This is a genomic window from Indolivaga capnocytophagoides (assembly GCF_036511535.1).
GTDB lineage: Bacteria > Bacteroidota > Bacteroidia > Bacteroidales > Dysgonomonadaceae > Dysgonomonas_A > Dysgonomonas_A capnocytophagoides.
Map to the genome: position 1 here is coordinate 4,070,545 of NZ_AP028867.1, position 14,514 is coordinate 4,085,058.

A 14,514-nucleotide genomic window follows, 5' to 3' on the forward strand; every position below is an offset into this window, starting at 1 on the left:
TCTGAGACCTTCTTGTGACCTTAACCTCTAAATAATAAAATCATGAGTAAATCTGAATTAGTTCAAAAGTCATTTGAAATAGCAAAAGAACGTTACGCTGCAGTAGGTGTAGATGTAGAACAAGCATTGAAAAATCTTCAGAAGTTATCAATTTCGCTGCATTGCTGGCAAACTGATGATGTGGTAGGTTTCGAAACATTAGGAAACCAAGGTGGAAGCGGTATTCAGGCGACAGGAAACTATCCCGGACGTGCAAGAAATATAGGAGAAGTACAGGCCGATATAGAAGAAGTGTTGACTCATATCGGAGGTACTCACCGTTTCAACCTGCATGCTATTTATGGTGAGTTTGGAGGTAAACCCGTAGACCGTGATCAAATAGAGCCTTCTCACTTTACCGGATGGATGCAATGGGCTAAAGAAAAGAATTTGAAGATTGATTTCAATTCAAGTTCTTTCGGTCATCCAAAAAGCGGTGATTTGACTTTGGCTAATCCTGATAAAGCTATCCGTGATTTCTGGATCGAGCATACAAAACGCAGCCGTGCTATTTCGGAAGCAATCGGTAAATTCCAGAACGATCCATGTATCATGAACTTATGGATTCATGACGGGATGAAAGATTTGACAGTGAACCGTTTGAAATACCGTCAGATTTTGGAACAATCTCTGGATGACATTTTTGCAACAGAATATAAAAATATGAAAGACTGTATCGAGTCTAAGCTATTCGGTATTGCTCTTGAAAGTTATACCGTTGGTTCTCATGACTTCTATTTGGGTTATGGCGCTAAGAAACAAAAAATAGTAACTCTTGATACCGGTCACTTCCACTTAACTGAAAGTGTTGCTGACAAGATTTCTTCTCTGCTTCTTTTCACTCCCGAAATTATGCTTCATGTGAGCCGTCCTGTACGTTGGGATTCAGACCACGTAGTAACTCTTAACGAAGATACTATCGAATTGGCTAGAGAAATTGTACGTGCTGATGCTCTTGACAGAGTACACGTAGGTCTTGACTTCTTTGATGCTTCTATCAACCGTATCGGTGCTTATGTGATCGGGGTACGTGCGACTCAAAAAGCATTCTTGCAAGGATTTCTTGAACCGCTTGCACAACTTCGTGAGTATGAAGCAAACGGTCAGTACTTTGAAAGATTGGCTTTGTTGGAAGAAGCGAAGAGCCTTCCTTGGAATGCTGTTTGGGATTATTTCTGCTTGTCAAGCAATGTAGAAGTGGGCGAAGACTTTATTCCTGCTGTTCAGAAGTATGAAAAAAATGTAACATCTAAGAGATCATAAATTATGTGCAAATCGGCTTGCAGCGGGTATAACTTACCATGGTTAATTTAATTCAACAAAATAACCCCGTTGCAAGCTATTTTCTATATATAAGTAACAGAAAGTATTTAATGATGTGCTTTAAAGCGATAACCTGCTATTGGTGTTATGCTTGCAAAGTCAATAAAAAGGTCTGAGACCTTAAAAAATCTATCTATGAATACAATTATAGGACTGATAATAATAGCTCTGGGCAGCTTTGGTCAATCAAGTTCCTACGTGCCAATCAAAAAAATCAAAAGTTGGTCGTGGGAATCTTTTTGGTTAGTACAAGGTGTGTTTGCATGGCTGGTTTTTCCCTTGTTAGGAGCTTTGCTTGCCATTCCCGAAGGGCAAAGCCTTTTTGATCTTTGGGGTTCGGGCGGAGCGTTCAATGCAATGTTTTTTGGTGTCTTGTGGGGAGTCGGAGGACTTACTTTTGGATTAAGCATGCGGTTTCTGGGAGTAGCTCTCGGACAAAGTATCTCATTGGGTACATGTGCCGCCTTTGGTACATTATTTCCGGCCTTATTTGCCGGAACAGATTTGTTTCATGGCGAAGGGTTAATGCTGTTGATAGGTGTAGCGATCACCATAGCTGGTATAGCTATTATCGGGTATGCTGGTAGCCTTCGGTCCAAGAATATGACTGAAGAAGAAAAAAGAGCAGCTGTAAAAGATTTCGCTTTGACAAAAGGTCTTCTGGTGGCTTTACTTGCCGGTGTGATGAGTGCTTGTTTTGCTTTAGGGCTTGCAGCCGGAGCTCCGATTAAGGAAGCTGCTCTGGCCGGAGGTGTTAAACCTCTTTATGCTGGTCTGCCTGTTATTTTCTTGGTAACTTTAGGCGGATTCTTTACTAATGCCATCTATTGCCTTCAGCAGAACGTAAAGAACAATACGATAAAAGAATATACATCTGTTGATTCGGGAACGTTGGTGAACAATATTCTGTTCTGTGCGTTAGCAGGAGGATTATGGTACTCTCAGTTCTTCGGTTTGGAGATGGGTAAGAGTTTCCTAACAGAGAGTCCTGTATTGCTTGCTTTCTCATGGAGTATACTGATGTCTCTCAATGTATTGTTCAGTAATGTCTGGGGTATCGTTCTAAAAGAGTGGAAAGGAGTAGGTAGTAAGACAATCGGCATACTTGTATTAGGATTGGTTGTGCTTATTTCATCCATTATTGTGGTGGCAATGTCTCAGCAATGAAGGTCATAGACCTCTATAAATCTTAGAAAAATAATAAAAGGTCATAGACCTTAAAATAATAGTTATAAATATATTATGAAATCAATATTAGATAATCGCCCCGAATTGGCAAAACAAGTAGCAGATGTTGCAGAAGTGGCCGGTTACTTGTGGCAAAAAGGCTGGGCTGAACGTAACGGTGGTAATATTACTATCAATATTACAGATTTAGTGGATGACGAGATTAGAAATATGAAACCGATCAGTGATCCGGTTTCTATAGGTACAGTATTACCTCATCTCAAAGGATGTTATTTTTTCTGTAAAGGAACAAACAGACGTATGCGTGATCTTGCTCGCTGGCCAATGGAAAACGGGTCGGTAATCCGTATTCTTGACGATTGCAGCAGTTATGAAATCATAGCGGATAATCCTGTTAAACCTACTTCGGAACTTCCTTCTCATTTGTCGATGCATAACTATCAGGTAGGCATCGGTTCGGGCTACAAAGCAGCTCTGCATACCCATCCTATTGATTTGATTGCCATGACTCACAATCCGGAGTTTATGAAAAAAGATAAGCTTACTTATTTACTGTGGAGTATGATTCCCGAGACACGTGCTTTTTGTCCTAAAGGATTAGGTATTATCCCTTATAAAATGCCGAGTTCGGTAGAATTAGCAGAAGCTACAGTCGAAGAGCTTAAAGATTATGACGTGGTTATGTGGGAGAAACACGGTGTTTGTTCAGTAAGTGAAAACATTATGGAAGCCTTTGATATGGTTGATACTTTATCGAAGTCAGCCCAGATTTATCTGACTGCTAAATCTATGGGATTTGAACCCGAAGGTACTTCAATGAAAGATATGGAAGCATTAAAAGAAGCTTTCAATCTTCCGAAATAATACACAAGGACTTGTTTGTACTTGATTATAAGATTAGTTATTTTAATTAGATTAGATGGGTAAAGAGTCCGGCGTTCTGTCGGGCTCTTTTCTTATGTCGGTATTTTATCTTTTTCTCCTGCCAGCACATCTTCTCTCGACTTGCTTTGTGTTACCAGATATACACCTCCCAGAATAAGAACTCCCGATATGGCTTTCTCTACTGAGAATGAGTCCTGTCCCAATATAATAGCAATAAAAGAGGCTATAAGCGGCTGCATGTTATTATACATGGATATGGTGGTAGGTCTTATCCGTTTCTGAGCAATGGGGATAAGCATATAGGCTATAAATGTGGCAAAGAGTAATGTATATCCTATCAAAACAAATGGTGTTATTTCGCTCTGCTGAAATAATGGGGCTTCTATAAGGTCTCTATAAAAAAACGGAACAACTAATACAGCCGAATACAGAAACATCCACTTCATGATAGTTATTGCAGAGTATTTCGAAGACAATGGGCGTGTGATAACGATATAGGTCGCATAACTGAGCGAACTACCCATTACCGAAAGATTGCCTTTCATACTCGAATCGGCCGTTATATCTCCATGATGGCTTGTATATACAAGGAATATTGCCCCGACTGCGCCTAGAAATACACCTGATACTTTCTGGGTTGTAATCGGTTCTTTTAACACCAGTGCAGCAATAACCATTGCAAAAAGGGGGGTGCTGGTTGTAATGATGGAAGCATCTACCGGAGAGGTATTGCTTAATCCGAAGATAAACAAGCCCTGATTGAATATGATACCTAATAATGCTCCGGCAAATAGCAGGAGGTGGTCTTTACGTTCGACTTTATCTTTCGAAGTAAAAAGGGATGCTGTCCAGAATGCAATAGCCGCAAAAGTGATTCGGGCAAGAGTCAGCCCGTAGGCGGAGATATAACCCGATTGAAGCATGTGCTTACTTACGGGAATATTGACTGCGAAAAAGCATACAACCGAAAACATGGTTATATGACCTAATTGTTTTTGCGAAAGTGCCATTGTTATTCGAATGCTTATGAATGAACTGCAAACTTACTGAATAAAACAGCATAAATACATTCTTTAGCTAAATATATTTGAGCCGGTTATCTTTATCATTCCTTCAAGCCTCCGCCTAAAACTTTATACAGCATAACTACCGAGTTGAGCTCTGCCAGGATAGCATCATTTAACGATATTTCGGCATCAAACAGCTGACGCTGGGCATCCAGTACATCCATATATGAAATGATGCCGTTCACATATTGCAGACGCGACAGATTCTGATAAGATTGTACTGACTCATACAGCTTTTCGCGTGAAACACGTACTTCTTTTGCCTTCTGAAAGCTATTGATGGCATTGTTTACTTCCTTGAATACATTCTGAACGGTTTTCTCGTAGCTGTATATCTCTTGCTCATAAGCTGCTTTTGCAGCATTATGTCCTGCCTTATTTTTCCCGAAGTTAAATAATGGGCCGGTCAATGCACTGCCGACAAACCATGTGGGACTTTTGAGAAAATTAGCTAATTCGGAGTTTTCTCCACCGACTCTTCCTGTTAATTTAAGACTTGGAAACATACTGGTCAGGGCTACACCCACTTCTGCATTGGCAGCGATCAGCCGTTGTTCGGCTTCGGCAACATCCGGTCGTCTTTTCAAAAGGGTAGATGGTAGATCTATCGGAAGATTGGGCGGCGTGGGTATTTCGCTGATATCAGTCTTACTTCTTAGTACTTCACCGGGAAATCTCCCTAATAAGGTGGATAAATCATTCTCTTTCAGCTTTATTTCGTTTTCAAGGCTTGGAATCAAGGTCTCGGTACGAGCCAATTCTACAATGCTCTGCTTATAAGTTATTTCGGATGTTAAGCCCCCTTCGAACCTGAGTTTTGCAAAACGCACACCTTCCTTACGGGCTTCAAGAGTCTGTTTTACAATTTCGAGTTCACGGTCTAAAGCTTTCATTTCGAAATAGTTTTGAGCTACCTGAGATATGATAGTAAGCATTAATGCCTTTTGAGCTTCTACCGACTGCATGTATTCGGCAACACCTGCTTCATTTGCCCATCGTAGTTTTCCCCAGATGTCTACTTCCCATCCGAATGTGATATCTGCATGAATTTCGGGTGTGAATTTCTTATTGTCTCCGCCATAATTAAGGTATTCCCTCTGAGCCAGTCCGTCTAATCCTATTTCGGGCAGCATATTGGCAAAAGAGATACGCTTGTTTGCTATCATCTCTTTGATACGGGCTGTGGCGATCAGTACATCTTTATTGTGATCTAAAGCTTGCCCGATCAGTTGCTGTAGGATAGTATCCGAATAAAGTGTACTCCATCCGATATCGGCAATAGATCCGTCTTGTAATCCGTCGGTTTCGAAAGTGTCGGGCATATCGGTCATTACAGGGCGCTGGTACGATTTCCCGATTTTGCATGAACCGAGAAAGATACTACTCAATAAAATAAAGCCGATAATGTATTTGATTTTTGTCATTTCTTTTTGTTTTTGAATCTCTGTGATACGAAACGGGGAAATTTAAGTTCGGGTATTTTGAACTTATTCTTTACCTTATAAACCATCACAAAGAAGAAAGGAATCATTACAATACCTAATGTACTGGCAACAATCATCCCGAAGAATACACCTGTTCCGATAGAGTGGCGGCTTGCCGATCCGGGTCCTGAAGCTATAACCATTGGGAGCATACCCAAGATGAAAGCAAAAGATGTCATCAGGATAGGACGGAAACGGAGTTTGGCTCCTTGTACCGCTGCAAATACAGGCTGCATACCTGCATCGACCTGTATTTTGGCAAACTCTACAATCAGAATGGCATTTTTTGCCGCCAATCCGATGAGGGTTACCAATCCTATCTGGAAATAAATGTCATTTTCAAGCCTTAATAATGTGATACCAGCAAAAGCACCGAGTACTGCGATCGGCATGGACAATAGTACGGCAATCGGTACAGTCCAGCTTTCGTATTGGGCGGCAAGAAACAGGAATACAAACAGGAATACTAGTCCCATAACGATCCCTGTTTGTCCACTTGCTTTTTGTTCCTGAAAAGATAATCCGCTCCACGTTAAACCGATATTATCGGGAAGTTTGTCTTTTACAATGTTTTCGATAGCAGACATGGCCTCTCCGGAACTGTGCCCGGATGCAGGAGTAACCTGTATCGAAGATGAGGTGTACATATTGAATCGGGTGATGTTTCCGGGACCTGTCGTATAACTGGTTGTGCCTAATGCGGTCAGAGGTATCATCGAGCCGTTGCTTGCCTTTACGAAAAACAGGTTGATATCATTGGCTGTTGCCCTGAATGATTGATCGGCTTGTATATAAACTTTATAAATACGGTTAAACATATTGAAGTCATTAACATATACAGAACCCAGATAAGCCTTCATCGTGGAGAATATATCGGCGATGGGTACTCCTAACAGTTTTGCCTGATCCCTGTCTACATCAAAATATAGCTGCGGTATTTCGGATTGCAGAGACGAAGAAACATTCGAAAATTGTTTGGCTTTACCAGCATATAGCATAAATGTATCGGTCGCCGCGACCAGATCGTCCCATGTCGCATCCGATCGTGCCTGAAGTTTCATTTCTATACCGCCTGCACCTCCAAGTCCCGGTATGGCAGCAGGACTACTTACAAAAGCCCGTATTTCGGGATAATCGTAAAATTCTTTCTGTACATCTTTCATTACCTCTTCAACACTTTCGCTGCGATCTTCCCACGATTTAAGAATAACGGTAAGAGTGGCTCTACCCTGATTAGTACCTACTCGGGGACTTGAGCCTGTTACATTCTGAACATAAGCTACCGCATCGTGATCATCAAGATAAGCTATTGCACGGTCTGTAACAGTCCGCATACGTTCGAGAGTCGAACCTTCGGGCATTTCGAGTTCAACGGTGAAGTATCCCTGATCTTCCTGAGGAATAAAGCTCGTCGGGGTCATTTTGTTAAATACGAAAATGAGAATGAGCACCATACCGAATCCTGACATAATGCGACGGGGGTTGTTGATGACTCTCACCAGCAGGTTTCCGTATTTAGTGTTGCCTTTGGCAAGCCATTCGTTTATTTTACGGAATACGATATTCTTTTCCTTATGATTGGGCTTCAGTATCAGTGCGCACATCGCAGGGCTGAGTGTTAATGCTACGATTGCCGAGATAACTACGGATACAACAATAGTTACCGAAAATTGCCTGTATAAAGATCCTGTTATACCATCGAGAAAACTTACGGGAACAAATACCGCTGCCAATACAAGAGCAGTAGCAACCAATGCCCCGACCAATTCTTTCATGGCCATATGCGTGGCTTCCCGTGCCGAAACTCTTTTCTCTTCCATAATACGCTCGACATTCTCGACGACGACTATTGCATCATCTACAACAATCCCGATAGCCAGAACCAGTCCCAGCAAGGTAAGCATGTTGAGCGAGAATCCCATGATGAGCATAAAGCCGAATGTTCCGATCAGTGATATCGGTACAGCAATAATAGGTATCAGTGATGCCCGCCAGTTTTGTAAGGATAGGAATACAACCAAGATTACCAGAAATAATGCTTCGAATAAAGTTTTGTACACTTCGTGGATAGATTCTGATATATATTTGGTCATATCAAACGGTATCTGATAATCGATCCCGGCTGGGAAATCGGCTTTTAGATTTACCAATGTTTCTTTTACTTCTTTGGCAACCTGCATAGCATTTGCGCCGGGCAGCATATATATACTCAGTACGGTGGCGTATTTGCCGTTCAATCCGCTCTCGGTGTTGTATGATGATGCTTCGAGCGATACACGTGCGACATCTTTCATACGGATAAAAGATCCGTCGTTATTGGCTCTGACTACAATATCTTCAAACTGACCTACTGTGGATAAACGCCCTTGTGCTGTAATAGGAGTCGACACATCTACATTTACAATCGGCTGTTTGCCTAATTCTCCTGCGGCAGACTCTCTGTTCTGGTCTTTCAGTGCATCTTGCAAATCTTTTACAGTAAGACCGAAACTGGCAAGTTTGTCAGGATATACCCATATCTGCATACCATAGTACCTACTGCCGACATTCGAAACACGTCCTACTCCGGGAATACGGCGGATAACATCCAGAACATTGATTGTGGCATAATTACTCAGGTATATTTCATCGTATTTTGCATCTGAAGAAGTTAAAGCGATAGTCATCAGCTGGCTGGGAGCCTGCTTTTCTACTGAAATTCCATTTTGTAGAACCTCCGCAGGTAATCTGGATTCGGCTAGTTTTACCCTATTCTGAATTTCAACGGCAGCGAGGTCTACGTTTGTGCTTACATCAAAAGTGACGGTTATTGATAAGCCGCCCGAATTGGAACTGCTCGATTCCATATATATCATACCCGGAGTACCATTCAGTTCCTGTTCGATAGGGGTGGCAACCGCCTGAGAAACGGTCGTTGCATTTGCTCCGGGATAAGAAGCACTGATTTTTACAACAGGGGGAGTTATCTGAGGATATTGCTCGATCGGCAACAGGATGATCCCTATAACCCCGATTATAACAATAAACAGAGATAGCACTGTTGATAAGACAGGTCGGTCGATAAAAAATCCAGCTTTCATTGTTTAGCCTCCTTCTTTTCTTCGAGACGGCTTTTTTCCTTATCGACGATTTTTTTCTCTTCGTCAGTGGTACGGGCAATAACTGTTTGTCCGTGTGTGAGTTTTTGATAGCCTTCTATTACTATTTTTTCGCCTTTACTTAATCCCCTTGTTACCACTATACGGTTGTTTTCTTCGGGGCCTGTTTCTATATAGCGTTTTTCCGCAGTATTATTTGGTAAGATCACAAATATAAAAGCACCGCCTTTTTCTATTGATATGGCTTTTCGGGGAACTACTATTACATTTTCGAGAACGTCAAGCAGTAACTTTACACGAGTAAACTGTCCCGGCAATAATACCTGATTGGGGTTTGGTAATACAGCCCGTACTCCGAATGTACCGGTCTTGGGATCTACCAGCGGTGATGCAAAATCTACGATTCCTTGTTCGCTGTATGCACTGTTGTCGGCAAGTGTTACTGTAACGGTTGGCTGCCATGAACGGTTTTTGTCTTGTTCGCCCAAGTGTACATTACGCCGTTGGCTTCTGAGGTAATCCAGAGATGTTAACTTAAAGTCAACCTGTACTGTATCTCTTTGTACTACTGTTGCGAGTAGTGATGTCCCTGATTTTCCGACTAATGTGCCGATGTCTACATATCGCTCACTGATATACCCCGAGAGCGGAGACCGAACAACAGTATAACTGAGTTCCAACTCGGCTTGTTCGAGGTCAGCCTTACTCATCAGTACACTTGCTTTTGCCATATCGAGAGCGGCTTCGGCATTATCCAGATCAAGCTGGCTGGCTGCATTTTGTACGTATAGCGGACGCAGTCTTTCCACATCGCGCTGCGATTTGGCTGCCTGAGCTTCATCCTTTTTTAGCTGTGCTTTGGCTTTTTCTACCCTGGCTTTGTATGGAGCATTGTTTATATAGAACAAGGGTTCTCCGGCAGATACTTTTTTTCCTTCATTGAAAGTCATTTTTTCAAGAAAACCTTCTACACGTGCATGGATCTCTACTTTGCGGGCTGCTTTTATAAGCCCTACATATTCGCCGTATATTTGAATGTTGTCGTTCGAAACGTCTTCGACTTCTACAACCGGAGGTTTTACTTCGTGTTTTTTGCAGGCCGCAAGTAATAGTATACAGCATGCCGAAAAAATAAAGATTTTATTATATCTCATAGTGATTCATATATTTCATGTGCTTGTTTCAGAAAAAAGATGTCTTGTTTCAGATAAACCTTTAGAAATGTAAACAGTCTTATTTTGAAAAATGTTTAGTCTGTTAATAATCTGAAATCAGAAATAAGACTTGCTTTTTAGCATAATGATGCACAGACAACGTCAAACGATAGGTTGATTAAGGCTTTTTTTGACTTTATTAAAGTTTTTAAAGCCTTTTGCAGAACAGATTTTAAAAGATTTGGTCTGGTGTTCTATATTTGCATGTTTTGTATCTGTGAAAGTAATCGTATAAATGTTTTTTTTATTAAAAATTTATATACTTTTACGTAAGTAAACACAAAAAAATAATTATGAAAACACACGCAGGCTTTTTAATACTGATGCTATTGGTTTCTACATGTTTATCCTATTCTCAAACTAAATTCGGTAATGCGACAATGGATGAGCTGAATATGACAGTTTATCCGCAGGATTCTACTGCTTCTGCCGTTATTTTATCCAAAGAAGGAGAGACCCGTTTTATCTATAATGAAGTGAATGGGTTTCAGTTTGAATATACATTGAAAGTCCGCATGAAAATTCTTAAAAACGAGGGGCTTGATCTTTGTAATCAGAGTATTTCGTATTATCAGGAAAGTCGCTCTACCGGCGAAAAGATCATAGGTTTGAGTGGTACTACATATAATCTGGAAAATGGCAAGATCGTAAAGACAAAGTTGTCAAACGATTATATTTTCGATGAAGATGTCGAAAACTTGTGGAAAGTTAAAAAATTCTCCATGCCGGGAGCAAAAGTAGGGTCGGTCGTAGAATATAAATATACGATAACTTCCATATATCTGTATGAATTGCGTGAATTTGTGTTTCAGGCTTCAGTGCCGACTCTTTATACTTCATATGAAATTATAATACCCGAATATTATTCTTATAACGTAAATATGCAGGGATATGAAAGAATAGCAACTAAAAGGACTCCCGAAAATGTATCTTTCCATGTCAGTTACAGGGATGATAATGGATCGATGCGTTCAGACCGAGTGTCTGTATTAGCGGAAAAATACTCTTTTTCCGGGCAAGATATACCCGCAATAAAAGACGAGCCCTTCCTTTGGTCTTTGAATGATTATATCACAAAGGTTAGTTTCGAATTGAGATCTATAAAATATCCGTGGTCAACCATAAAATCCCTGACTGCCTCATGGTCTGATGTCGACAAGCGTTTGCTGGATGCGTCATCTTTCGGCGGAAACCTGAAAAAAAGCGGATTGTTTAAGGATGAAATCTCAAACAAAGGCCAGACAATCGAGAGAGCTTCCGAAATTCTTGACTTAGTGAAAGCAAAAGTCAAATGGAATGAGAAGAGTGATTTGGAACCGACAAATCTGAAAGATGCCCTGAATAAGAAAATCGGAAATAGTGCCGACCTTAATTTCTTATTGATAAATGCTCTTAAAGCAGGAGGTTTTGAGGCTTATCCTGTGGTAATGAGTGTAAGAAATAAAGGACGTCTGCCTTTAGCTAATCCATCGGTGTCGGAATTGAATTACACGATTGCCGCAGTGAAAATAGATACATCTTTATTTTATACCGATGCTGCTGCAAAATTCGGAGCATGGAATGTTTTACCCGAAAAATGTATGGTGCAACAAGCTCGTATAATTGATGCAGCCTATTCGGGATGGAATGACTTGTCGTCATGTTCAAAATCTGTTTATGGAATGATTGCCACAATAGGCTTTACCGATGATAAAATGAAGATGACCGTAAGAGATGTGATGAGAGAAGAGGCTGCTTTGGTATTTAAAAATTCGTATGAAAACTATAAAGACCGGAATGAATACATAGAGAAACTGACATCGAGGCTCGGCGGTGGTGAAATAGAAGACTTTTCGATCAACGGAATAGATACAGCGGGTACGGATGTCAGAATAGCTTATACCTATCTTAAAGATAAGCAGGAGAACGGCGATATGATTTATTTAAATCCCTTGGTGGAAAAATTATATACGGAGAATCCGTTTAAAGCTGAGACCCGTAAATTTCCAATTAATTTTGGAAGTGTAACGGATTATAAGCAAATAATATCAATTAATATACCTGATAACTATACTGTAGAAGAAATACCTCAGTCGGCTAAAGTGGTGTATGGTGATAATGATCTGATCTTTCTATATCGTGTATTGGCTTCCGGAAATAAAATACAATTACAATACAGTTTACAGATCAATAAATTGATCCTTTTACAGGATACCTATCCCGATTTGCAGGACTTCTTTGCTAAAATCGTACAACAGAGCGGAAATCAGATCGTGTTGAAAAAAGTCGCATTATAAAAATAAGGCTATGATTAATAAAGCTTTCCGTTGTGTTTTGTTTATACTTGTTATTGCGTTCAGTTTTTCTGCATATAGTGCCGATAAGCTGTCTTATCCGGTATCGGAAATTGCCGATAGTTTGAAAAAGAATGCTTATGCTGTAGTGCGGTTAAACCGGCAGGATTTTGTCCAATCGGATATAAACCATGCTGTTTACAAATACACAAAGGTGATTACCGTGCTGAACAAACAGGGAGAAGAATACGGTGATTTTAGTTTTAGTGGTGATAAGTTCCGTGAGTTATCTTCTTTTTCGGGAATTGTAAGGGATGCTGCCGGAAACGTTGTCAGGAAGATCAAAAAGAGTGATCTTATTACTTCTACTATTTCGGACGGAGCTTTAGCGACTGATGCAGTTGATATTATGTATTCATATAAAAGTGCAGCTTATCCTTATACTGTTGAATATGAATGTCAGGAGAAATGGAAAAACGGGATAGTCGTTTATCCTCCTTTTTATCCATATCTTGGATTCTATACCTCAGTCGAAAGCAGCTCAATAAGGATTGAAGTTCCCTCTAACCTTACTTTACGGAAATACAGTTCAGGAGATCTGGTACTTTCGGAAGAAAAGACCGCAACTTCTGTCGTATATACGGCTTCAGCTGAAAATTTACCTGCGGTAGAATATGAAGCATTGTCTCCCTCGTACAGAGCGATTTTTCCAAGGACATTGATGGCTCCTTCTGATTTTTGTTATGATTCGTACTGTGGAAATATGACCGACTGGAAGAATTACGGGTTATGGGTTAACGGGCTGTTGAAGGGCCGTGATCAGTTGCCGCCAGTTTTGGTCGATCAGTTAAAAAATATGACTGTACAGTATAAAACGACCAAAGAAAAGGTAAAGGCTGTGTTTGAATACATGCAGAAAAATACCAGGTATGTGAGTATTCAGCTGGGAATAGGCGGATTTCAGCCGATGGATGCCATGACTGTCTCGAAGTCTGGATTCAGTGATTGTAAAGGATTAACGAATTACATGGGAGCCCTGTTGAAAGCGATTGACATTCCGTCTTATTATTGTGTGATAAGTTTAAAAGAAAAGGAACTGTTTGCTGATTATCCAAATTTTAATCAAGCAGACCATGTCATACTGATGGTTCCTGACGGAAAAGATAGCCTTTGGCTCGAATGTACAAATCAGACTTTGCCGTTCGGATATATACATCAGGACATTGCCGGACATGATGCGCTGGTTATTACAAGCGAAGGAGGTGTACTGAAACGGTTACCATCGTATACTGACAAGGAAAATAAGATAGAGTCGGCTGTGAAACTCGTTCTTGATGAAAATGGAGGCGTAACAGGAGACTTAGCTCTGAAAGAATATCTGGATGGATTCGAGCAGAGTTTTTCAGTGATAGAATCAAATGACAGGGAACGCCTGATCCGCTATATAAACTCTAATGTACAGATACCCAAAGTTCAGGTTGGGCAGATAGAAGCTTCCGTTGATAAGTCCCAATATCCGTCGGTATCATTATCTGCTCCATTTACTGCGGCTGATTTTGCCAGTAAAACCGGAAGCCGTTTGTTTGTGCCCATTTATCCGATGAAGCAATCAGGGATACCTGTACTGACAGCTCAAAACAGGGCTCATGATATTTATATAAGCAAAGGTTTTACCGATACGATATCTATAACATTTGTTATGCCTGAAGGCTTTGATGTGGAATCTTTACCCAAAGAAATGAACATTGACAGCTCTTTCGGGTTATTTACATGTAAGAGTGAGAAAAAAGATAACCGGATATTGTATAATCAAATGATTGACATTTATTCGGGTCAATATGATAAAAGTAAATATAAGGAAATTAAAGACTTTTTCAATAAGATAAATTCAGCATTAAAGCAAAAAATGGTATTGAAAAAGTTATAGTGAAAAAAGATAGCGG

The 14,514-nt window shown here is 40.4% G+C and carries 9 protein-coding genes; 5 read left to right on the forward strand and 4 right to left on the reverse strand.

Annotation, left to right across the window (positions count from 1 at the left end; translation table 11 throughout):
• The first annotated feature begins 42 nt into the window (after nucleotides 1-42).
• The 3 genes from AABJ51_RS16265 (at nucleotide 43) to rhaD (ending at nucleotide 3,414) form a co-directional block, all read left to right on the forward strand.
• Nucleotides 43-1,302, forward strand: coding sequence for an L-rhamnose isomerase (locus tag AABJ51_RS16265; RefSeq protein ID WP_338373400.1), 1,260 nt, complete (start codon nucleotides 43-45; stop codon nucleotides 1,300-1,302).
• A 195-nt stretch (nucleotides 1,303-1,497) separates the two neighbouring features.
• Nucleotides 1,498-2,529 carry an L-rhamnose/proton symporter RhaT gene (gene rhaT / locus AABJ51_RS16270; RefSeq protein ID WP_338373401.1) on the forward strand — a complete coding sequence of 344 codons (1,032 nt, stop codon included), beginning with the start codon at nucleotides 1,498-1,500 and terminating at the stop codon, nucleotides 2,527-2,529.
• Nucleotides 2,530-2,604: 75 nt separating this feature from the next.
• Complete coding sequence (gene rhaD / locus AABJ51_RS16275) at nucleotides 2,605-3,414, forward strand: rhamnulose-1-phosphate aldolase (protein WP_338373402.1); 810 nt, start codon at nucleotides 2,605-2,607, stop codon at nucleotides 3,412-3,414.
• A gap of 92 nt (nucleotides 3,415-3,506) precedes the next feature.
• Here the strand turns inward: rhaD and AABJ51_RS16280 are convergent, their stop codons facing one another.
• The 4 genes from AABJ51_RS16280 to AABJ51_RS16295 form a co-directional block, all read right to left on the reverse strand.
• The gene (locus AABJ51_RS16280; protein WP_338373403.1) at nucleotides 3,507-4,445 is read right to left on the reverse strand and encodes a DMT family transporter; all 939 of its coding nucleotides are present in this window, start codon (nucleotides 4,443-4,445) and stop codon (nucleotides 3,507-3,509) included.
• Between the two features lie 95 nt (nucleotides 4,446-4,540).
• Complete coding sequence (locus tag AABJ51_RS16285) at nucleotides 4,541-5,926, reverse strand: efflux transporter outer membrane subunit (protein ID WP_338373404.1); 1,386 nt, start codon at nucleotides 5,924-5,926, stop codon at nucleotides 4,541-4,543.
• A complete protein-coding gene (locus AABJ51_RS16290) occupies nucleotides 5,923-9,066 on the reverse strand; it encodes an efflux RND transporter permease subunit (RefSeq protein ID WP_338373405.1) in 3,144 nt (1,047 codons plus the stop codon). The genes AABJ51_RS16285 and AABJ51_RS16290 overlap by 4 nt, the downstream gene beginning before the upstream one ends.
• Complete coding sequence (locus tag AABJ51_RS16295; protein WP_338373406.1) at nucleotides 9,063-10,238, reverse strand: efflux RND transporter periplasmic adaptor subunit; 1,176 nt, start codon at nucleotides 10,236-10,238, stop codon at nucleotides 9,063-9,065. The genes AABJ51_RS16290 and AABJ51_RS16295 overlap by 4 nt, the downstream gene beginning before the upstream one ends.
• A 353-nt stretch (nucleotides 10,239-10,591) precedes the next feature.
• On the opposite strand from AABJ51_RS16295, the gene AABJ51_RS16300 reads away from it, so the two are divergent.
• Nucleotides 10,592-12,574 carry a DUF3858 domain-containing protein gene (locus tag AABJ51_RS16300; RefSeq protein WP_321577303.1) on the forward strand — a complete coding sequence of 661 codons (1,983 nt, stop codon included), beginning with the start codon at nucleotides 10,592-10,594 and terminating at the stop codon, nucleotides 12,572-12,574.
• Between the two features lie 10 nt (nucleotides 12,575-12,584).
• A complete protein-coding gene (locus AABJ51_RS16305) occupies nucleotides 12,585-14,498 on the forward strand; it encodes a DUF3858 domain-containing protein (RefSeq protein ID WP_338373407.1) in 1,914 nt (637 codons plus the stop codon).
• The last annotated feature ends 16 nt before the right edge of the window (nucleotides 14,499-14,514 follow it).